Source organism: Nitrospira sp. Vd2 (genome assembly GCF_979581665.1).
Genome location: NZ_CEFZSK010000012.1, coordinates 48,972 through 69,218, shown reverse-complemented (window position 1 = coordinate 69,218; position 20,247 = coordinate 48,972). Strand labels below are relative to the sequence as shown.

Here is a 20,247-nt window from a genome sequence, read left to right as displayed (position 1 = left end):
AGGACACCACCAATGCACAACTTATTCCACGTACTTCAGAGACAGGACACTAGATTTGAAATTGGGCTTCGTAGAGGCTCGCATACAGCCCTCCCTTCGCGAGGAGGTGCCGATGATCGCCTTCCTCAACGATCCGGCCGTGGTCGAGCACGACAATGCGATCGGCATCCTGTAACGTCGACAGTCGGTGCGCGATGACGAACGTCGTGCGGCCCTTGGTCAGCGTAGTCAACGCCTCGCGAATCTTCACTTCCGTCTCGGTGTCGACGTTCGACGTCGCCTCGTCGAAGATGACGATGGGCGGATCCTTGAGCAGGACCCGCGCGATGGAGACCCGCTGCTTCTGCCCGACCGACAGTTTGACGCCTCGCTCTCCGATCCAGGTCTCGTAGCCTTCCGGAAGCTCTCGAATGAAATCATGGGCGTGGGCCGCTCGCGCCGCGTCCTCGATGCGCGCCAGATCCACCGTTTCGCTGCCGTAGGCGATATTCTCGCGGATCGTGCCGTTGAAGAGAAACGGCTCTTGCTGCACGAGCCCGATGTGTCGGCGAAGAAAGGCCACGGGGAGGTCGCGAATGTCGTAGCCGTCGACGAGAATCGCGCCATCCCGCACGTCGTAAAATCGCATGAGCAGTTTGAGCAGCGTGCTCTTCCCCGCGCCGCTCGGACCAACGAGCGCGATGTGCTCGCCGGGCTGGACATCGAACGTCACGTCGGTGAGGACCGGCACGTCAGGGCGATACGCAAAGCCGACGCCATCGAAGCGCACCGCCCCGCGCAATTCGGTCTCAGGCTCGCGAACCCCGGGGCGGTCCTGGATCTCCGGCTTCGCGTCCAACACCTCGAACACCCGCTCGCTCGCGGCCAGCGCGTGCTGAAGCATGTGGTTCACCGAGTGAATCTGATTGATCGGCACATAGAACAGGGCCAGATACCCCAGGAACATGACGAGTTCGCCGAGCGTCAACGTCCCGGCAACCACCTCGTGAGCTCCGAACCACAAGGTCAGTAAGGTCCCCATGCTGCCGATGAGCATCATCGTGGGCGAATAGAGCGACCACAGGTACATGATCCTGAGATTGCTCCGACTGTACGCCTCGCTGAGGCTCTCGAAGCGCCGCCGTTCGGCGGCCTGCCGGTTGAATCCCATGGTTTCGCGGATTCCTGAGATCGCATCCTGAAGGTACGCATTGAGGTCGGCCGTGCTCCGCCGAATCTCATGGTAGTTGCGATGCGCGCGCCGCGTGAAGAAGATCGCCGAGATGACGAGGATCGGAATCGGGATCAGCGCGATCAAGGCCAGTTTCCAGTTCAAGGTAAACAGCAAGACACTGATACCGATCAGCGTGAGCGAGGCCGTCACCAGTGCTTCGACACCGTCGATGAAGATCCGCTCGACGTGTTCCGTGTCGCTGTTCACCCGCGACATCAGCTCCCCCGTCGAGCGTTGCTCGAAATAGTTCACGGAGAGGCGCTGCAAGGCCGCGAACACGTCGTTGCGAAGATCGCGGACGACGCGCTGTTCCAGCGTATTGTTGAATCGAATCCGCAGCGACGCGGCGGTATTCCGAAGCCCGTACGCGAGAAGCAGCGCCGCGATCGCCCACGGCAGAAGATCGAGCCGCTTCGCTTGAATCACGTCGTCGATGACGACCTTGAGCAACCACGGCGGAACGAGATCGAGGGCCGTTGTGAGGCCGGCGCACAGCAGCGTCACGATCGCGAGCCATCGATACGGCGTGATGTAGCGGAGGATACGGAGAAGAGAAGTCACGTCGAAACAGTGCTGAGTACCGAGTGCTGAGTGCGGGGTTGCGGAAAAAGACGCCTTTCTAAATTCATAACCTCAGTACTTTCCACTCAGCACTCATCACTGTCGTTAAATAACGGCGGCGTGCTCTTCGCGCCAATAGCGGTCGAACTCGTCGAGTTGCGTCAGCGTGGACAGATCGGTCATGCGATCGAGGAAGACCTTGCCGATCAGGTGGTCGAGCTCATGTTGAATGCAGACGGCGTAGAGGCCGGTCGCCTCGAAGTCGACGGGATTTCCCTCGCGGTCGAGCGCCTGTACCCGGATCATCGACGGCCTGGTGACTTTCCCGCGCAAACCATCGACGCTCAGGCAGCCTTCCCAATTCTCCACCTGCTGAGGTCCGTAGAAGACGATGCGCGGATTGATCAGGACGGTCTTCGGGAACCCGCCCTCGCCCGGGCATTCCATCACGACCACTTGCTGCGATCGCGACACCTGTGGGGCCGCGAGGCCGATGCCTTGCGCCTCGACCATCGTCTCGAACATGTCATCGATGAATTGTTGAAAGGCCGGCGTGCCGATCTCCTCGACCGGTACGGGTTGCGCCGGCTTTCGCAGCACGGGATTGCCAAGCTTGGCGATCTCAAGAACGGGCATAGGCTCCTCTGAGATGGAACGTCATGTTTTATAACACAGCCATTTTCACGCTCGCAACCGACCCGCGCTGTGGTTCATCGTCATCATTGGATGACTCTGTTCGGCCGTTTGGGCTCGGGTAGCTCGAAGCTGTCCTTGCTGCTGTTCCACCAGTCGAGCCATTCCTGGGCCCATTCGACGCGCTCCGGTTTGGAGGACGCGTCCCAGTCGTGCATGTCGGTTTCGTGGCGCGTCAGAATCCACAGCGAGCCGACCGCGCTCATCGCCACATAGCGCTCCTCGTCGGACAGCAGATCGATCAGGACCGGAATCACGGCCTTTTCCCGAATGTAGCGCGCTTCGAACGCGGCGCTCTTTCGGATGCTGGCATTCGGATCCTTCGCCATCGCCTCGATCGCCGGAGGCGCCTGACGAGGATCAAGCCGCACCGCGACGCGCAATGCGTGCTCGCGAATCCGCGGCATCTCGTTGGGCTGCGTCGCAGTTTCCAACAGCGCCGGGACCGCACCCGGGTCTTTGATCATCGACAACGTTTCGATGGCATTGTAGCGAGCCCGTGCACCCGGCATGGCCAGCCCTTTGACGAGCACGGGAACGGCAGGCGGACCGAGGTGGACGAATTCTCCCATCGCCCAAAACTCTTGCTTGCCTTCCAAGAGCGGCAACAGCGCCTCCGCACGTTTGATCTCGTCCGGTCCCAACGGCTTGTTGGCCGGTGGAATCGATGTATCGGGAACCGCCTCCGGCTTGGGCGGCGGCTGGTACGGCATTTGGACCGGTATCGGCATGCCGGGATCGTGAGCCATCGCAGCCGATGGGATGAGCGCTGAAGTAAGACATGCGAGCAGGACGATCGGTAACGAGAGGGGGTGTACGTATCGAAACATATCGTGTCCTTCTTCTGCTGAATGTTACTCTTCTTGACGTTCGATGTGGCGGCTATGCACCACCTGATAGAGCACGGGAAGCACAAGCAAGATCAAGATGGGCGAGGTCAACATGCCGCCGACGACCACTCTCGCCAATGGCTGCTGGGATTGGGCGCCGATGCCGGTCGCAATCGCGGCCGGCAACAAGCCGATCGCTGCGGCCAGCGACGTCATGAGGACGGGCCGCATTCGCACTTCCGCTCCTTTGAGGATCGCCGATTGCAAATTGTGCCCTTCGTCCACCAGATCGTCGATTCGGCTCACGAGGATCAGCCCGCCTTGGATCGCGACGCCGAACAGCGAGATAAATCCGACGGCCGCCGAAATGCTGAAATGCGTGCCGGTCAATGCGAGGGCGAAAATGCCGCCCACCAACGCAAATGGGACCGTGAAGAGCACCAACATCGCATCCCGCATCGAATTCAACGCGAAGTAGACCAGTAAGAGGATGATGAGCAGGGTGACTGGTACGATCGTCGCCAACCGCTTTTTCTCATCCTGCAATTGATCATACTCGCCGTGCCACTCCAAACGGTAGCCCTCGGGCAACTGGACCCGCTGCTGCAGGAGCGTCTGCGCTTCCTTCACGGTGCTCTCGAGGTCGCGTCCCCGGACGCTGAACTTGATCGGGATATACCGCTCGTTGTTTTCGCGGTAAATGATGAAGGCGCCCGTGGGCGTGGAAATCGTCGCGAGTTGTTTCAATGGAATGCGCGCGCCGTCCGGGGTGCTGACTTGAATATTGCCGATGCTTCCGATGTCCTGGCGGAACTCGGGTAGGAATCGGACCACCAAGTCGAACCACCGTTCGCCCTCGTAGACCTGAGTGACGGCCTGACCGCCGATCGCCGCCTGCACGACGGCGTTCACGTCGGCGACTTCGAGTCCATAGCGGGCGCACGCTTGCCGGTCCACCTCGATGACGAGGTTCGGTTGCCCGAGCAGGTGCAGGATGCCCAAGTCCTTCACGCCGCGGATCTGCCGCATGACCTCCTGGATTTCCCCCGCCTTGGTTTCCAGCACCTTCAAATCGGTGCCGAACAGCTTGATCGCGTTCTCCCCCTTCACGCCGGACATGGCTTCCTGGACATTATCCTGAATCGCTTGAGAGAAATTAAAGGTGACCCCGGGAATCGTGGCCAGTGCCGCCTCGATCTCCTCGATCAACTGTCGTTTGGAGTGGATATTCGGCCGCCATTCCTTCAACGGTTTCAACGTGGCCAAGAACTCGGCGTTGAAGAAACTCGTGGGGTCGGTTCCGTCGTCGGGCCGACCGAGCTGCGACATCACGTCCTGCACTTCATGGAATTGCCGAAAGACCTGCCGGACTTGAACCACCAGTTGGCTCGCCTGCTCGAACGAAATGTCCACCGGCATCGTCGCGCGCACCCAGAGATTCCCTTCTTCCAGCGCCGGCATGAATTCCCCCCCCAGGAACGGGACGACGGCCAGCGCGACGCACAAGAGCACGATAGCCGAGCCGATCACCAGCGCGCGATGGCGTAATGCCCATCGTAACACGTGCATGTAGAGGAGATGGAGTTTGCGAACCAGCACCGTGTCTTCTTCTCGGACGGGCGAGGTCAAGAGCAGCGAGCACAAAGCCGGCGCAAGGGTGAACGCCATGAGGAGCGCGCCGCTCAATGCAAAGCCGTACGTCATCGACATGGGCGCGAAAATCTTGCCCGGGACCCCGGTCATCGTGAACAGGGGGATGAAGGCAAACACGATGATCATCGTCGCGAAAAAGATCGGCCGGCCGACTTCCCGCGCCGCGCGTACGATATGCATCGGCACGGTCAGCCCTCGGCTGGGATGATGCGCGAGATGATAGAAGATGCTTTCGACCATGATGAGGGTGGAGTCGACGATGATGCCGAAGTCGACCGCACCCAACGAGATCAGGTTGGCCGATTCCCCGACCGCCACCATCATGCTGAAGGTAAAGAGCAGTGCGACCGGCACGGTGAGGGCCACGATCAGCGCCGCCCGAAAGTGTCCCAGAAAGACGTACAGGATGATGGCGACGAGCAAGATCCCGGTGATCACCACATCGAGGACGGTCTCGATCGTCGTATGAATCAGCGTCGTGCGATCGTAGAACGTCTTGATACGGACGCCCTGCGGGAGCTTTTTCCGGTTGAGCTCATCGACTTTATGGTGGACCTGCTCGAGCACCGGTAAGGCTTTTGCGCCTCGCTGTAAGAGCACGATGCCTTCGACGATGTCGTCGCGCTCATTGATGCCGACCTTGCCGAGGCGCACCCGATACCCCGTGCTGACCTGCCCGAGGTTCTTGACGAAGACCGGCGTCCCCGCTTTCTCCGTCACCACCGCATTGGCGATGTCGTCCAGCGTACGAATCAAGCCGAGTCCACGGACGTTGAAACTTTGCGCGCCCAACGTGAGATAATTCCCGCCGACGTCCGTATTGCTCTTGGCCAGCGCATCCATCACCTGATCGAGCGTGACGTTATAGCTCAGCAGCGCGACCGGATTGAGATCGACGTGATACTCCTTCGTGGTGCCGCCGAACGTCGTGACGTCGATCACGCCATGCACCCGCTTGAACTCCCGCCGGATTTGCCAATCCTGGATGGTCTTCAGATCGGTCAGGTTGTGGCCGTCCCCTACCACTTCGTAGCGATAGATCTCCGCAATGGCCGACCACGGAGAGATGGTCGGCTGGACGTTTTGGGGCAGGGTGATCAATTGAAGCCGGTTGAGCACTTCCTGACGGTCACGAAAATAATCCGTGCCGAACTCGAAATAGATTTTCAGATCGCTCAGCCCGAAGATCGAGAGTGACCGCACGTCGGTCAACCCGGGCATGCCTTGGAGCGCGATTTCAATCGGGATCGTAATCGCCCGCTCCATCTGCTCGGCCGACCAGCCGGCATATTGCGTGATGACCTCGATCATCGGCGGGGACGGATCCGGGTAGGCCACGACATCGAGGATATGAAACGCGTAGAGTCCGCCGAAGAGGAGCGCCAGGCCCAGCACCAACATCAACAGCCGCTGGGTCAGCGCGAATTCGACGAGGCGTGTCGTCATCGAGAACGACCGCGGGCCTGAATCGTAAGCGACATGAAGGACGGTGGCAGGACGACGGTCACGGCAGGGACAGGGTCACGTCGGATCAACGAAACCTCCGAGGAGGGGGAAGGGAGACGCCGAGGAGGGATGAGACGAGTGTCATGTTTTCGCCTCGTTGGCTTTCAAGAAAATCGCCCCTTTCGTGACGATGCGCTCGCCCGGACTCAGCCCCTCGACGATGCGCACGTGGTCGTTGGATGCAGTGCCGATCTTGACCTCACGCTTGGTGTACCGGCCGTCGGTCCCCGCCACGTAGACGAATTCTTTCCCATCGATCTCGAGCACGGCTTCTTTGGGGACGGAAATGAAATCGGTGCCGTTGCCGATATCAATGTGCAGACGCGCGAACATCTCGGGCTTCAACTTGTGAGCTTCGTTGTTCACCCAGGCGCGAACCTTGATCGTACGGGTGATGGGATCGACGACGTCCCCGATGGCGGCGATCGCGGCGGGGAACTTGACGTTGGGATAGGCTTCGACCGTGACGGTCGCGGTCTGACCCACATGGACCAGATCGAGGTCACGCTCATAGACATCGGCGACAACCTGCAGCGTGTCGAGGTCGGCGACGGTGAAGAGCACTTGGGTCGGATCGCCCCCCACCGATTGCCCCGGCGTCACGGTCCGTTCGACCACCGTCCCGAGCAAAGGGCTCCGCATCTCGAACCGGGAGGTGATCTTCTGCTTATCGAGCGGTTTCTCCAATTCCTGAGCCGGCACACGGAGCGAGAGCAGCCGCTCCTTCGCGCGTCGAAATTCCGCTTTCGCCTTGATCAGGTCGTTTTCCGCCTGCTTCAGGTCCTTCAACGGCAACGCCTTGGTCTCGTACAAGTCCTTGGCGAGCTCGTAGGCCCGCGTCGCGAACGTGAGGTCCGAATTCTCCTTGATGAACTCGGAGTAGGCCTGCGCGATGTCGGGACTGTCGACGACCAGCAAGATCTGGCCCGGCTTGACGAGATCGCCGAGCCGCGCCCGCACTTCCAGCACACGGCCCTGGACCGGCGATGAAATCTTCGAGTAGCGGTCTTCCCCGTAGGCCACCTTCCCGGCAAGCGTCAAACTCGGCTTGTCGTCCGATGCGGCGACGATGGCGGTTTCGATGCGGCTGGTCGGTTCGGCTTGCGCCGGAGGCGGCGCGGGCGCCGGTGTGGCGGCGTTCGAGGCGACCGGCTCTTCATGCCGGCCGCAGCCGGCTGCGAGAACCACCACCATCGCCGTCGCAATGAGTCGACGTCCGATTCTCACGAGGTAATGTCCCGTCCGACCGCGCTTTCGAGGAGAAAGACGTTGTGCTGGTAGTTGTACAAGGTCTCGATGTAATTTTGTTGAATGGCTCGCGAGGTGCGCGCGGCGTCGAGGAGATCGAGGATCGTGGCCCCGCCCCGTTCGTACGCCTTCTCGACGATGGTCAGGGTCAGACGCGCATCCTCCAAGACTCCCGCCCGATAGGCCTCCACCAGACGGCGGCTCTGGACCAGGTTCCGATAGGCGACATCGACCTCGCTCTCGACCTGGATGACCGTCTTGCGTAAATCCGCTTCAGCAACCTGCACCGCAACTTCCGCCTGCACGATGCCGCCCTGATTGCGATTGAAAATCGGAAGCGGGACGTTGAAGTTGAGAATGGGCATTTGCGGAAGGTCCGGTCCGCGCGCCCCCTGGATGGCATAGCCGGCGCCAATCGTGACATCAGGGTACCGGTACGCTTTGGCCAACTTCAGGTCCGCGAGCCGCTGAGATTGCGTCAGCCGCTTCATCCGAATGTCGGGCCGCATTTCGACGGCCAACGTTCGCAGCACCTCAATATCCGGCTCGACTCGATGATAGTCGAGCTCGGTGGTCAGCAAGAGATCGACCGCCGGCGACAGTCCCAACAGCACCCGCAAATCGTTCCGGGCGGTATCCGCTTCCTGGATGGCCTGGATCACTTGAGACTGAAAGTCCACGACCTGCAGCCGAATGCGAATGAGGTCGACCTCCGCGATATACCCCTTCTTGAAGCGGATCGTATTGACTTCCAGGATACGGGCAAAGCGATCGCGGTTCTCCTCGGCAATCGCCAGCCGCCGAAGCGCCAACTGGACGCGATAGTAGGCATCCTTCACGGTGAAGCCGAGTTGCCGGATCGTATCCTCAAAATTGGCCTCGGCCGACTGGGTGCCGAATGCGGCGCTCTCGATGCGGTAGCCGCGCTTTCCCGCCATCTCGAACAACTGCTGAATCTGGGTGGTGATCTGACCGCTGTTGTTGGCGGTGAATCCTTGGGTAAAAGACGACTGAGTGTTCAAGATCATCGTCGGATTGGGGAACAGCCGCGCGGTGATCTGTTGTCCGCGCGCCGTTTCGATCCCGAACCCGGTGATGATCAATTCGAGGTTCTGTTTGAGAAATAGCGCCAGCGCTTCGTTCAAGCTCAAGCGCAAGACCGGCTGAGGCTTGGGCTCGAGTTTGAAGACATCTTTTGGAGGATTCGGTTGATCAGCGGGCGCGGCGAGTACGGACGAGACGTGAGCCGATAGGACAAGTACGAGGCCGAGGATCGTCACCCATAAACGGGTGCCGCCCGGCTTCGGCAAACGCCGACCGCATACATCCTTAGCAACTGTCTCATGCCTCATCGAGGCGTTCTAAGCTCCACTGGTCGATATTATATTATACTTGTTTTGTCGAGACCTTGGAATAGCGATCACCACGTGCGACAAGCCGACACTAAAAAGCGTGACGGGTGTGTCGATGCACTCCATCCATCGTTTGACGAGGCGCTACTTGAGCTTCAGCTCGGTCCAGCCGCGGTCATAGAGGCGGATCGCGTCTCCCACATCCTGCATCCATTCAAGTCGGTCAAAGGCCGACTCCGGCGGATAGACGGCCGGATTGCTCCTCAGGGCAGGGTCGACCTGCATCATGGCCTGCCGGTTCGATGACGCGAAGAAGATCCGGTTGGTCGTCTTGGCCGCCACCTCCGCTTGCAAGAGATAATCGATGAAGCGCATCGCAAGGTCTTTCTGCTTCGACGATTCCAGGACCACGAGGCAATCGGCCCAAATCGTGGCACCTTCTTTCGGGATCGCATACTTGACGGTCGGCCGTAAGGTTGCCGCGCGCGCAATGGCGCCTCCCCATCCGTGCGCCAACACCACGTCCCCGGTCGCGAGCAACTGATCGTAGTTCTCACTGGTGTAGGTCTTCACGAGCGGCTTCTGAGCGAGTAGCTTCTCCTTCGCCCGCTCGATGTCCTCGCGCTTGCGACTGTTCATCGACGCACCGGTCGCGCGCAGTGCCATCCCGAAGACCTCCCGTTGATCGTTGAGCACGCTGATCCGGCCGCGATACCGGGCGTCCCACAACGCCTCCCAACTCGTGGGCGTCTCGCTCATCGCAGTCTCGTCATATCCGATCCCGACTGTCCCCCACAAATACGGAAGGGAATACCGATGATCGGGGTCGAAGGGTAAATGTTGCAGGTGATCGAGCAGCAGCGCGGCGTTCGGAATCTTCTCGAGGTCCAACCGAGCGAGCAGGCCCAGGCGGATCAAGATCGACACCATGAAGTCGGACGGCACCGCGACGTCATAGCCCGTCGAGCCGCCTTGCAACTTCGCCAGCAACTCCTCGTTACTGCCGAATGTATCGACGACCACCTTCGCACCCGTTTCCCGCTCAAAGGCGTCGATGACCTCCGGTCCTCCGTAGTCGGACCACGTGAAGTAATGCAAAACCGGGTGAGCCCCGCGCGCGCCGTCGTCCGAATCCGGTCGGCAGGACGCCAGGCCCATGACGGCCATGACGACCATCACGCCAGCAAGCCATGCGATCATGCGCGCGTTCGCTGGAACAGGAGGGAAAGGCCGATCAGTGTCATGGACGCCAACACGAGGATGGTCGAGAGCGCGTTGATTTCGGGTGTCACGCCGGACTTGATCATCGAGTAGACCTTGAGCGGCAAGGTCGTGGACCCCGGTCCGCCCGTAAAGAACGTCACGACGAAATCGTCGAGTGAAATGGTAAACGCCATGAGAACCGCCCCGACGATCGCCGGCATGAGCAACGGCAACGTCACTCGGCGAAACGCCACCCAACGCGTCGCACCCAGGTCATACGCCGCTTCCAGCAACCTTCTGTCGAGCCGCCTCAAGCGAGCGCGGACGATGATCATGACGAGGGGAAGATTGAACACCGCATGGCCGATCGTAACCGTGACCAAACTTAACGGCCAGCGAATCGTCGCAAACAAGAGCATGAGCGCCACGCCCAAAGTCACTTCCGGGATGATGAGGGGGAGGATCACGAGGCCTTCGAGCAGCCGGCGCTTCGTCAAAGCGAGACGTTCAAGGCCGATCGCTCCGCCGACGCCCAATACGGCGGCAATTGCCGTGGACACACCGGCGACGATCACGCTGTTTGCCGTCGCCACGTGCAATGAGCGATCGACGAGAAGTTCGCGATACCACGTCAACGTCCATCCGCTCCACACGGCGGAGAGACGTGACGCGTTGAAGGAAAAGATGACCAAGACGACAATGGGGCCGTACAGAAAGAGCAGATTAGCCACGCTGACGCCGATGAGCCAGGGTCTGCCCCTCATCGTCCCTCCACGTCGGTCAGGCCCGCACCGTATCGAAGGTATCCCACGACGCCGGCAAACACGACGCCGATCAACACGACGGATACGGCCGAGCCAAAGGGCCAATCACGGATGACCAGATATTCATGCTGAATCAGGTTGCCGACCATCATGCTTCTCGCTCCGCCTAAGAGATCCGGAGTCACATACGCGCCGACGGAAGGAATAAAAACCAGAATGCATCCGGCGATCACCCCCGGCTTCGTCAATGGCAGGACGACACGACGGAACACCGCAGGTCCGCTCGCATACAGATCCCACGCCGCCTCGATCAACGAACGGTCCAGCCTCGCGCACACCGCATACAGCGGTAACACCATGAAGGGAAGATACCCATACACAAGCCCGAGCAGCACCGCGCCATCCGAGTAGAGCAGATCGAGCGGAGTCGAGAGCACGCCAATCTCGAGCAGCACGGTATTCAGCAATCCTTCCGTGCGCAGGATGAACATCCAGGCATAGGTACGGACGAGGAAATTGGTCCAGAACGGGATGACGACCAGCACCAGCCAGACGCCTTGCCAGCGAACGGGAAGCCTCGCGATGTGATAGGCGAATGGAAACCCGAGGAGCAAGCAGAGGGCCGTTGTGGCGAGGGCGAGCACGACCGACCGCCACAGGATCTTCAGGTACAACGGATCGGCGATCAGGGCGTAGTTGGCGAGGGTCCACGTCCATTCCACTCCGCCATAGAGCTGCCGCGTGGCGACGCTGATCGCGAATACGATCACGAGTGGAACGAGGAAGAACGCCGTGAGCCATAGCGCAGCGGGCAGGAGCGGCATCACCGAGCGGTCGACTTTCGGCATAGCGCTCAACAAACGTCGCACGGGATCACGATGTCAAGGCGGGAGAAGAATCTCATCTCCGGCATTCCAGACGAGATAGACGCGCTCGCCGGGCGAGTACGGCTTCTCCTCCGCCGCGGCGTTCGCCACGTGCACGCGCCAGATGATGCCCTCCGCCAATCGGACCCAATACTGCATCTGGCTCCCGTTGTACACGGTTTTCTCGATGGAACCCGGCAGACGGTTGTCGAAGCGATCGAGACGACCTTCGGCCGCCAGGCGCACTCGCTCCGGACGAAGGATGAGGAGAGCGCGGTCTCCGACGACCGGTCGCGCAGGCATTTTTGCGATGAGGATGGGCAACCCGGGTACCGACAATCGATAGCGACCGGCTTCGACGGTCTCAATCGAGGCGGAAAGCTGATTGGAGACGCCGATGAAGCTGGCGACGAACGGAGCCGCGGGCGCCTCGTACACTTCGCGCGGCGTGCCGATCTGCAGAATCCGCCCCCGGTCCATGACGGCGATGCGGTCCGACATGGTCAGCGCCTCTTCCTGGTGGTGCGTCACACAGATAAAGGTTAGACGGACATGTTCCTGGATCGCCTTGAGCTCGAGTTGCATCTCCACGCGCAACTGCTGATCGAGCGCGCCCAACGGTTCGTCGAGCAACACGACGACCGGTCGGTTGACGAGCGCGCGGGCCAGCGCCACGCGCTGCTGCTCTCCTCCGGACAACTGATGCGGATACCGATCCGCCTTATCGCCAAGCTTCACCATGCGCAACGCCTCGGTCACCCGCTCGGCGATGTCGCGTGCAGGCAGCTTTTTCATCTCGAGGCCGAACGCAATGTTGTTGAACGCCGTCAAATGCGGGAACAGGGCGTAATGCTGAAAGACGAGATTGACCGGCCGCCGGTTCGGCGGCACATCACGCATCGAACGCCCGTCGATAAGGATCTCGCCGGCATCAGGCCGTTCGAATCCCGCGATCATCCGCAGGATGGACGTCTTGCCGGCGCCGCTGGGCCCGACGAGCGAGAAGAATTCTCCACGGTTGACGGTGAACGAGCAATCGTTCACCGCGCGCGTCGTCCCGTGAGATTTGATGAGATGTTGTATGTCGACGGTGTGGTCAGGCACTGGCGTGACGCCGGCCCGGTGGTGTCAGGAGTTTGAATGAGCGCGTTTGCGGATACGGAGGCGATGCTGGTGTTGTCGGACCAACTGCCGGCGCAGCACTTCCCGATCTTCGGCGACGATCCGGACTAGGCGGTCCTCATCCTCGGCATGGTCACGCACCAATTCCGAAAGTTTCTGCACCTGCCGCTCCAGCCGATCCAGCCGCCAGAAGACTTCCTGAAGTCCCGGCGGCACAGCACCGGCCTTCACCGGCTGCTCGATTTTCCTGGCTATACTTTTCGCCATGCCATCCTCCTTGATGTCCCGGCGACGGATCAGCCGCGACCGGCAACGACGGTAGTATCCTCACGATTTCATAGACTGTCAATCTTTCTATTTGTGATGGGTCCTGATAAAATCCGGCCATGAAAAACGTCTTCACGGTGATCCTGGCGGGCGGCAAGGGCGAACGGCTGTTTCCGTTGACTCAGTACCGGGCCAAGCCGGCGGTTCCGTTCGGCGGCAAATATCGGATCATCGACTTCACATTGAGTAACTGCATCAATTCCGGCCTCAGGAAGATCGCGGTCCTGATTCAATACAAGTCCCATTCGCTGGACCGCCATATCCGGAGCGGTTGGAGCATCCTCAGCAGCGAGTTGGGAGAGTTCATCGCCTCCATCCCGCCCCAAATGCGCATCAGCGAAGATTGGTACAAGGGCACGGCGGATGCGGTATACCAAAACCTCTTCCTGATCGATAGCGAGCAACCCGAATATCTGCTCGTGCTCGCGGGCGATCACATCTACAAGATGAATTATGCCGAGATGGTCGAATACCTCCAGGAGAAGGATGCGGATGCGGTTGTCGGGGCGATTGAATTTCCGGTGGCCGAAGCCAGCCGGTTCGGCGTCATCGCCGTCGACGAGCACTATCAGATTTCCCGGTTCGACGAGAAGCCTGCAAATCCGGCGCCGATGCCCAACGATCCGGCTCACGCTTTTGTCTCCATGGGAATCTATCTGTTCAAGACCAATGTGCTGCGGGAGCGCTTGATCGAAGACGCCAAACTCGACACGCCCCACGACTTCGGCAAAGCCATCATTCCGCAAATGATTCGCGACTACCGCGTGTTCGCCTTCAAGTTCCATGACAAGAACCAAAAAGCGGTGAAATACTGGCGCGACATCGGGACGCTCGATGCCTACTGGGAAGCCAACATGGATCTCGTCGCCGTCGATCCGTTGTTCAACCTGTACGATCAGAATTGGCCGATTCGAACCTACCAGGGTCAATTCCCGCCGGCAAAGTTCGTCTTCGCGCAAGATTTCCAAGGGGGCCGGATGGGCGTGGCGCTGGATTCGGTCGTCTGCGGCGGGTGCATCATCTCCGGCGGGCGCGTGCAAAACTCCGTGCTCTCTCCCAACGTGGTCGTCCACGATCATGCGGACGTCCGAGAGTCGGTCCTGATGGAAAACGTCGTAATCGGCGAGCATGCGCGGATCCGGCGAGCCATCATCGACAAGGACGTCGTCATCCCGCCCAAGACCGAGATCGGCTACGATCGTGACGCGGACGCGCGGCGCTTCACCGTGACCGAGTCCGGCCTCGTCGCGATATCGAAGGGAATGAAGCTGAATGCCTCCCTCCATTCATCCGGTTGACCTCATCACCACGCTCCGCCACAAGCACCTCACACCCACCATCGTCTTCCTGACTTCCCGTCGAGCCTGCGACGAAGCGATCCAAACGTTCCACCGCAGTCAGGCCGTCCTGCCACCCGCGCGACAACAAGCCATCGCCGCCGTGCTCGCCGACATCATCGCGCAGTTTCCGAGTATCGAGGGACACCCGCTCCTGTCGACGGTCACTCAGGTCGGCGTCGCCGCCCATCATGCCGGCCACCTGCCGTCGTGGAAAATCGCCGTCGAAGAACTGATGCGGCGTGGATGCCTCGACGCCGTGTTCGCCACGACGACGCTGGCCGCCGGCGTCGATTTCCCGGCCCGCACGGTTGTCATCACCCAGTCGAGCGTGCGGAAGACGCGCGACTTCACCGATCTGACGGTGGGCGAGATTCAACAACTCGCGGGACGAGCCGGCCGACGCGGGAAGGACTTGGTGGGCTTCGCCATCGTCACGCCGTCGCCCTATATCGACCTCGACGTGATCACCAAAGGGCTGACGGGCCAGCCGGAGGCGATCGACAGTCAATTCGTCATCAGTTATCCGATGGTGTTGAACCTCTTGAAGGCGCATCCCCTGGACCATATTCAATCGATCTTGGCGAAGAGCTTTGCGCAGTTTCAGTTGAATCGGCGTGCGGAAGTGTTGGAATCAAAATTGGATGCGCTTCGGGAGCAGATGCAGCCCTATGGCCCACGGGTGTGTACCGACTGGATCAGTCAGTGGAATCAATTCGAGCAGGCTCGCAGGCAGAAGGTTCACCGGGTCCACCTCAAGCGCCGCGAGCCGCCCGAGGTAGCGGCCAAACTTCACTTCCTGGCCCCCGGCCGCGTCGTCGGGTTACCGAAAGGCCGCGGCGTGGTGTTGCGCCAGTATCGGAGCCGGGGGCAGCGCGCGCCGATGGTCACGGTGTTGCGCCCGGGGGGCATGATCACCGAATGCCCCGCCAGCATGGTAACGCAAGTCTACGATCGGGTTCTCGAAATCGTCGAAGCCCCCGGTTACCCTTGGTGTTCGCAACGAAATTTTGACGATCTGATCACACAACTCTCGGAGCTCCCCGGTCGGCTTCCTGCATTGCCGGTCATCGTGCAACCGGAGCCGGATGAACCCGAGATCACCGACACGCTCACCGATGAGTTCCCCTGCCCGACCTGCCCAAGCAAGCCATCCTGCCGAAAGGATTATGCGGCGGCGCACAAGCTTCGCCAGGACGTTCATCGCCATACCAAAATGATTCAATCGCTGCGAACCGGGCTGTGGCACCGGTTCCAATCACGCGCGGAGGCCTTGCAAGAGTTCGGCTATTTGACGCCTTCGTGCCATTTGACCGAGGCCGGCGAATGGGCGCGCCTCATTCGTATCGATCATTCGTTGCTGATCACGGAGTTGATCCGGGCGGAAGCCTTCACCGGTATCGATCCGCACATTCTCGCCGGCGTATTGGCGAGCATCGCACACGATGATGACCGGCCCGGCGGGTTCCCGCGGGCAAGCGCCGGCCTCATGTCGTTGCTCGGGCAGGTCCGGAATCTCGCTCAGTCGCTCGCCGCCTATGAAGATCCCCCACTCCTTCGTCCGGACGTGGCCGCGCTCACGGAACGTTGGATCGGAGATCCGACACTGACGTGGATCGGTCTGTGTCGGATGACCACGATGGCGGAAGGCGACATTTATCGGCTGCTCGCCCGGACGCTTGAATACCTGTCTCAAATCCATCAGCTGCACCAAAGCCACCCGGGCCTGGCGGACACCGCCGAACGGGCGATCAAAACGCTGCGTCGGGGCGTCCTGGAGGAGTTGCCGTGAGGCAAAGGGGTAAGGGTAGGCAGCCATGACGACGGAACAACTCGAACAATTGCTGGCCCAGCAGCCGGTGAGTCGGCTGCACAGGTTGGCGCGAGGACGGATTCGACGGCATTTTCGTCTCGGGAAGCGGCGGTTGATCGAGGCGTTGCTGCAGCATTCGCCGGACAATCGTGCGGGGTTGGAGTCGGATTTACGGGCGCTGATCGAGCAGGATGGGAAAGGATTGAGCCGCCGAGAGGATCACCATGGACCCCACATCCCTGGCCGAGACAGAGCGCCCACGGCCGGTCATGAGACGGAGTCATCGGACGCTCCAGCCGACATGGCGGCATTTCTCGCCGGGATCGGCGTCCCCGCGCCACAACCGTTCGTTCCCGACCCTTGGCAACTCGAAGCCCTTGAGGAGCTGACGACCACCGACGTCATCGTCAGCGTACCGACCGGCAGCGGGAAAACCTACGTCGCGGTCGAAGCCGCGAAGCGCGCTATTGACGCCGACCGGACGGTCATCTATACGTCTCCGCTGAAAGCGTTATCAAATACGAAGTTCACCGAATTCGCGCGTCTCTTCGGACCGGAGCGAGTCGGCATCCTGACGGGCGATCGCCGCGACAATCCGCAAGCGCCGCTCCTCATCATGACGACCGAGATCCTACGCAATCTCTTGTACGACGCGGCCGGCGGCGAGATCGATTTGCGGCTCGATACGCTGGGACTCGTCATCATGGACGAATCGCAGTACATCGCCGATCCAGAGCGTGGCGTGGTGTGGGAGGAAACCATCATCTTCTGTCCGTCGCAAGCTCGGCTGCTGTTGCTGTCAGCGTCCATCGGCAATCCGCAAGACATTGCCGACTGGCTCACCAGCATCAGGCCCACTCCTTGCCGCCTCGTACGCCATCAGCAACGCACCGTGCCCCTTCGAGCCGGCTACCTCCATCCCAACGGCAAACTGGTCCCGCTGTTTCGAACGGTCGGTATCCCGAAAGGACCGAACCCCGCATTGCACCCGGAAGCCAAACGGCTCTTTGCCCATTATGAAGAAGACACCCTACGCGGCCGATAGCAGCAACCACGACCGGAGCCAACGATGGAGCTGAACATGGGCTCCAACGTCTTTCGCGGCGCGAACGGAGTGATCAAACTCGATGGCCGGGAGCAAATTGTCATCGAGGTTCGCCCGGAACCCCAGCTTCTCCTCACCATGGATGTCTACGACATAGGCGGGAGCCAACTCGCGCACTTGCGCCGCAATACCTGGGCCTTCAACAGCAAGAATCGTTTTGAGCTGCAAACGAGCGCGACGCTGGCACTCTTCACCTATCCCTTGTGGTCGAAAATCGTCGATAAGCAGTCGGGCAACGTGATTCTCGATATTCACCTCGTTCGCGAGGACACCGTCCACGTTGTGAGCGGCACCCTCTACAGTCATAAAGGACAGCTCTTCGAGGTCACCCCCCATTATCTCCGTTTCGCAGCCAACCCTAAGATCTTCGGCAACGTTCACGATCTCCGAGGTGCCCCGGTCGTCATCACTTGACCTTACCTGTGCTTAAAAAGTAACAGTTGGGATTTTACAACGCTTCCTCTCTACAACATTACTCCGATAGTCCAAACTTTTATCGCCTTTTCAATGCGTTTTAAAAAGACGACTTCGGCACTTCTCTTGCTCACTGTATACACGGGACTCAAAACGGTAATGAGAATTCATCACTACATAGCCGTTTTCGTACTGGTCTCCGCCACTACCGCATGTCAAACGGCACAGCCCGTCGCCAAGCCGACGACCATCGATAATTCCTCCTTTATGACCTTGTGGGGAACCTATCGCCATTGTGAGAGAGGAACCGATCCTGAGCTGATGCGGACGGAAGCCCAGCAGCTTCATGCAGTGGCGACTGCCTCCCGTCCAACGGTAGAAGGCGATTTCCCGCTGCCGACGGTCATTACTCGCTGGATGTCTGAACCCGCGAACCGGCTGGCGGTGGATCCAAAAGCGATGGCGGCGGCCTGCGGCGTGCATACCGGTGAAACGGCCTTAGCGGCCGGACGCTACGACATCGCAGGGGAAATGTTTTCGTTGGTAGTGAAGTATCCGGAGACGACGTACTCCTATTACGTAAATCAGGCCCGCGGAGGGCTGGCTCGGATTGAGCTGGATGCCAACGCCGATGGTGCCGAAGCCGGCTCAACTCGCCTTGTGTCCCTCCCCTCCCAGTCAGCTTCAGCCCGTTAACCTTTTCTCTCGCTGTCCTTCTCGCCATCCGGCACCCCGACATACTGTCTTGCCTCCCGGAAGAGACGAATATACGCTCGGGCCGAGGCCTCCCATGACACATCCGTGCGCATCCCTGCTTGAATTAGACGCGCCCATTGGTCCCGGTCTCGGTAGACCTGAAGCGCCAGGAGGGTCGCCATCAATAATGAGTCTGGTGCGGGTGAGCGAAACATAAATCCGGTGGCTCGTCCTTCCGCGATGGCGGTTGGAGAATAGGGAACAACCGTATCCGCCAGCCCGCCGGTCCGTCTCACGATCGGCACTGTGCCGTATCGCAAGCTGTACAGTTGGTTCAGGCCGCACGGCTCATATCGCGACGGCATGAGGAACATGTCCGCACCGGCCTCGATGCGGTGAGCCAATCCTTCATCAAACGCCAACCGGATCCCGATTTTCTTGGGATAGCGTGTCTGCCATGACCGAAATTCTTCCTCCAGCGCAGGATCACCGGTTCCCAACATGACGAGTTGCACGTCGAGCGCCATCACATCGGGCAAGATCGCGGCGAGCAGGTCCAAGCCCTTCTGCGATGTCAATCGGGAAATCACCCCGAGCAGCGGCACATCGTGAGGCGGGAGGTCCATTTCTCGCTGAAGAGCCGTTTTACAGGCTTGTTTTCCGCTGAGATCATCGATGGCGTAGCGCGCCGGCAAATAGCGGTCGCGGGATGGGTCCCAAACGTCGACATCGATGCCGTTGACCACGCCCGTCATCCGATCTCGTCGGTCACGAATGACGCCGTCGAGGCCGAACCCGTATTCCGGCGTTTGAATTTCTTCACCGTATGTTCGGCTTACCGTCGAGAGCAGGTCCCCGAAGATCAAGCCACCCTTCAGCAAATTACACGACCCGTAGAACTCAAGGGTTGTCGGCGTAAACACACTCGACGGCAACCCCGTCCTCGGAAACGCCGTCCCTGGAAACAGCCCTTGGTACCCGAGATTGTGCACCGTAAAGACGGACGCAATCCCACGCCGCCTGACATAATCGGCATAGAGCGTTTTCGCGAAGACCACGCACAGCGCCGCCTGCCAGTCATGGGCATGGAGGATGTCCGGCACCCAGTCCTCAGACTCCAACGCCCGCAAGACCTCCATGACGGCCCGGCAAAAGAACGTGAACCGATCGAGGTTGTCGGGGTAATCGATCCCGCGTTCTTGATACAGGCCGGCTCGATCGAAATAGGGATCGTGTCGGATCGCCATGACGCGGGCACGGCCCGTGTCCGGGGAACCGGGCACGAGAACTTCCTGCTCAACAACGGCATCGATAGGACCCACGACACTTGGTACGGAGAGGCGTCGCCACTCCTTCAACTCATTGCTGGCAATCGTGCCATAGCGTGGAATGAACAATAGGACATCGTGACCGAGGCTTGCCAAGGCACGCGGCAAGGCGCCGGCCACATCGGCAAGCCCACCGGTCTTGGCATACGGAACGGCTTCAGATGCGATTAAGGCAATGCGCAAACGTGATGAGCGATCGGAGGGCATGGAAGACGA

The 20,247-nt window shown here is 60.2% G+C and carries 17 protein-coding genes; 5 read left to right on the top strand and 12 right to left on the bottom strand.

All coding sequences use genetic code 11. The features are described 5' to 3' along the window. Window positions 1-49: 49 nt before the first annotated feature. From AC1U7K_RS07165 to AC1U7K_RS07115, 11 genes are all read right to left on the bottom strand, one after another. The gene (locus AC1U7K_RS07165) at window positions 50-1,774 is read right to left on the bottom strand and encodes an ABC transporter ATP-binding protein (protein WP_480250347.1); all 1,725 of its coding nucleotides are present in this window, start codon (window positions 1,772-1,774) and stop codon (window positions 50-52) included. Window positions 1,775-1,879: 105 nt separating this feature from the next. Next, complete coding sequence (gene def, locus AC1U7K_RS07160) at window positions 1,880-2,410, bottom strand: peptide deformylase (RefSeq protein ID WP_480250346.1); 531 nt, start codon at window positions 2,408-2,410, stop codon at window positions 1,880-1,882. Between the two features lie 83 nt (window positions 2,411-2,493). Next, window positions 2,494-3,297, bottom strand: a complete 804-nt coding sequence (locus AC1U7K_RS07155; protein WP_480250344.1) for a HEAT repeat domain-containing protein — start codon at window positions 3,295-3,297, stop codon at window positions 2,494-2,496. Between the two features lie 24 nt (window positions 3,298-3,321). Continuing rightward, window positions 3,322-6,396: an efflux RND transporter permease subunit gene (locus AC1U7K_RS07150; protein WP_480250342.1), complete on the bottom strand. Its 3,075-nt coding sequence runs from the start codon at window positions 6,394-6,396 to the stop codon at window positions 3,322-3,324. Between the two features lie 141 nt (window positions 6,397-6,537). After that, the gene (locus AC1U7K_RS07145; protein ID WP_480250340.1) at window positions 6,538-7,683 is read right to left on the bottom strand and encodes an efflux RND transporter periplasmic adaptor subunit; all 1,146 of its coding nucleotides are present in this window, start codon (window positions 7,681-7,683) and stop codon (window positions 6,538-6,540) included. Continuing rightward, entirely contained in the window at window positions 7,680-9,056 is a 1,377-nt protein-coding gene (locus tag AC1U7K_RS07140) for a TolC family protein (RefSeq protein WP_480250339.1), read from the bottom strand. Before AC1U7K_RS07140 ends, AC1U7K_RS07145 begins: the two co-directional genes overlap by 4 nt. Window positions 9,057-9,200: 144 nt before the next feature. Beyond that, window positions 9,201-10,256 (bottom strand): ABC transporter substrate-binding protein, encoded by a 1,056-nt coding sequence (locus AC1U7K_RS07135; protein ID WP_480250338.1) that lies wholly within the window; start codon window positions 10,254-10,256, stop codon window positions 9,201-9,203. Next, entirely contained in the window at window positions 10,253-11,023 is a 771-nt protein-coding gene (locus tag AC1U7K_RS07130) for an ABC transporter permease (protein ID WP_480250336.1), read from the bottom strand. Before AC1U7K_RS07130 ends, AC1U7K_RS07135 begins: the two co-directional genes overlap by 4 nt. After that, window positions 11,020-11,871: an ABC transporter permease gene (locus tag AC1U7K_RS07125; RefSeq protein WP_480250335.1), complete on the bottom strand. Its 852-nt coding sequence runs from the start codon at window positions 11,869-11,871 to the stop codon at window positions 11,020-11,022. The genes AC1U7K_RS07130 and AC1U7K_RS07125 overlap by 4 nt, the downstream gene beginning before the upstream one ends. Before the next feature lie 33 nt (window positions 11,872-11,904). Continuing rightward, window positions 11,905-12,993: an ABC transporter ATP-binding protein gene (locus AC1U7K_RS07120; protein ID WP_480250334.1), complete on the bottom strand. Its 1,089-nt coding sequence runs from the start codon at window positions 12,991-12,993 to the stop codon at window positions 11,905-11,907. Window positions 12,994-13,017: 24 nt separating this feature from the next. Continuing rightward, window positions 13,018-13,278, bottom strand: coding sequence for a hypothetical protein (locus AC1U7K_RS07115; RefSeq protein ID WP_480250333.1), 261 nt, complete (start codon window positions 13,276-13,278; stop codon window positions 13,018-13,020). A gap of 119 nt (window positions 13,279-13,397) precedes the next feature. On the opposite strand from AC1U7K_RS07115, the gene glgC reads away from it, so the two are divergent. From glgC to AC1U7K_RS07090, 5 genes are all read left to right on the top strand, one after another. Next, window positions 13,398-14,636: a glucose-1-phosphate adenylyltransferase gene (gene glgC, locus AC1U7K_RS07110; RefSeq protein ID WP_480250331.1), complete on the top strand. Its 1,239-nt coding sequence runs from the start codon at window positions 13,398-13,400 to the stop codon at window positions 14,634-14,636. Next, complete coding sequence (locus tag AC1U7K_RS07105) at window positions 14,611-16,467, top strand: helicase-related protein (RefSeq protein ID WP_480250330.1); 1,857 nt, start codon at window positions 14,611-14,613, stop codon at window positions 16,465-16,467. The genes glgC and AC1U7K_RS07105 overlap by 26 nt, the downstream gene beginning before the upstream one ends. A 25-nt stretch (window positions 16,468-16,492) precedes the next feature. After that, window positions 16,493-17,533 carry a DEAD/DEAH box helicase gene (locus tag AC1U7K_RS07100; RefSeq protein WP_480250329.1) on the top strand — a complete coding sequence of 347 codons (1,041 nt, stop codon included), beginning with the start codon at window positions 16,493-16,495 and terminating at the stop codon, window positions 17,531-17,533. 24 nt (window positions 17,534-17,557) lie between these two features. Continuing rightward, the gene (locus AC1U7K_RS07095) at window positions 17,558-18,007 is read left to right on the top strand and encodes a hypothetical protein (RefSeq protein ID WP_480250328.1); all 450 of its coding nucleotides are present in this window, start codon (window positions 17,558-17,560) and stop codon (window positions 18,005-18,007) included. A 93-nt stretch (window positions 18,008-18,100) separates the two neighbouring features. After that, window positions 18,101-18,703 (top strand): hypothetical protein, encoded by a 603-nt coding sequence (locus AC1U7K_RS07090; protein ID WP_480250327.1) that lies wholly within the window; start codon window positions 18,101-18,103, stop codon window positions 18,701-18,703. On the opposite strand, the gene glgA is transcribed toward AC1U7K_RS07090, so the two are convergent. Further along, window positions 18,700-20,214, bottom strand: coding sequence for a glycogen synthase GlgA (gene glgA, locus AC1U7K_RS07085; RefSeq protein ID WP_480250351.1), 1,515 nt, complete (start codon window positions 20,212-20,214; stop codon window positions 18,700-18,702). The two genes, AC1U7K_RS07090 and glgA, sit on opposite strands and share 4 nt — an antisense overlap. Window positions 20,215-20,247: the final 33 nt, after the last annotated feature.

Coding starts and splice junctions, on each gene's coding strand:
- AC1U7K_RS07130 (WP_480250336.1), bottom strand. CDS start 11,023: ATGAGGGGCAGACCCTGGCTCATCGGCGTCAGCGTGGCTAATCTGCTC.
- glgC (WP_480250331.1), top strand. CDS start 13,398: ATGAAAAACGTCTTCACGGTGATCCTGGCGGGCGGCAAGGGCGAACGG.
- AC1U7K_RS07095 (WP_480250328.1), top strand. CDS start 17,558: ATGGAGCTGAACATGGGCTCCAACGTCTTTCGCGGCGCGAACGGAGTG.
- AC1U7K_RS07090 (WP_480250327.1), top strand. CDS start 18,101: ATGCGTTTTAAAAAGACGACTTCGGCACTTCTCTTGCTCACTGTATAC.
- AC1U7K_RS07155 (WP_480250344.1), bottom strand. CDS start 3,297: ATGTTTCGATACGTACACCCCCTCTCGTTACCGATCGTCCTGCTCGCA.
- AC1U7K_RS07105 (WP_480250330.1), top strand. CDS start 14,611: ATGCCTCCCTCCATTCATCCGGTTGACCTCATCACCACGCTCCGCCAC.
- AC1U7K_RS07140 (WP_480250339.1), bottom strand. CDS start 9,056: ATGAGGCATGAGACAGTTGCTAAGGATGTATGCGGTCGGCGTTTGCCG.
- AC1U7K_RS07115 (WP_480250333.1), bottom strand. CDS start 13,278: ATGGCGAAAAGTATAGCCAGGAAAATCGAGCAGCCGGTGAAGGCCGGT.
- AC1U7K_RS07150 (WP_480250342.1), bottom strand. CDS start 6,396: ATGACGACACGCCTCGTCGAATTCGCGCTGACCCAGCGGCTGTTGATG.
- AC1U7K_RS07135 (WP_480250338.1), bottom strand. CDS start 10,256: ATGATCGCATGGCTTGCTGGCGTGATGGTCGTCATGGCCGTCATGGGC.
- AC1U7K_RS07125 (WP_480250335.1), bottom strand. CDS start 11,871: ATGCCGAAAGTCGACCGCTCGGTGATGCCGCTCCTGCCCGCTGCGCTA.
- AC1U7K_RS07100 (WP_480250329.1), top strand. CDS start 16,493: ATGACGACGGAACAACTCGAACAATTGCTGGCCCAGCAGCCGGTGAGT.
- def (WP_480250346.1), bottom strand. CDS start 2,410: ATGCCCGTTCTTGAGATCGCCAAGCTTGGCAATCCCGTGCTGCGAAAG.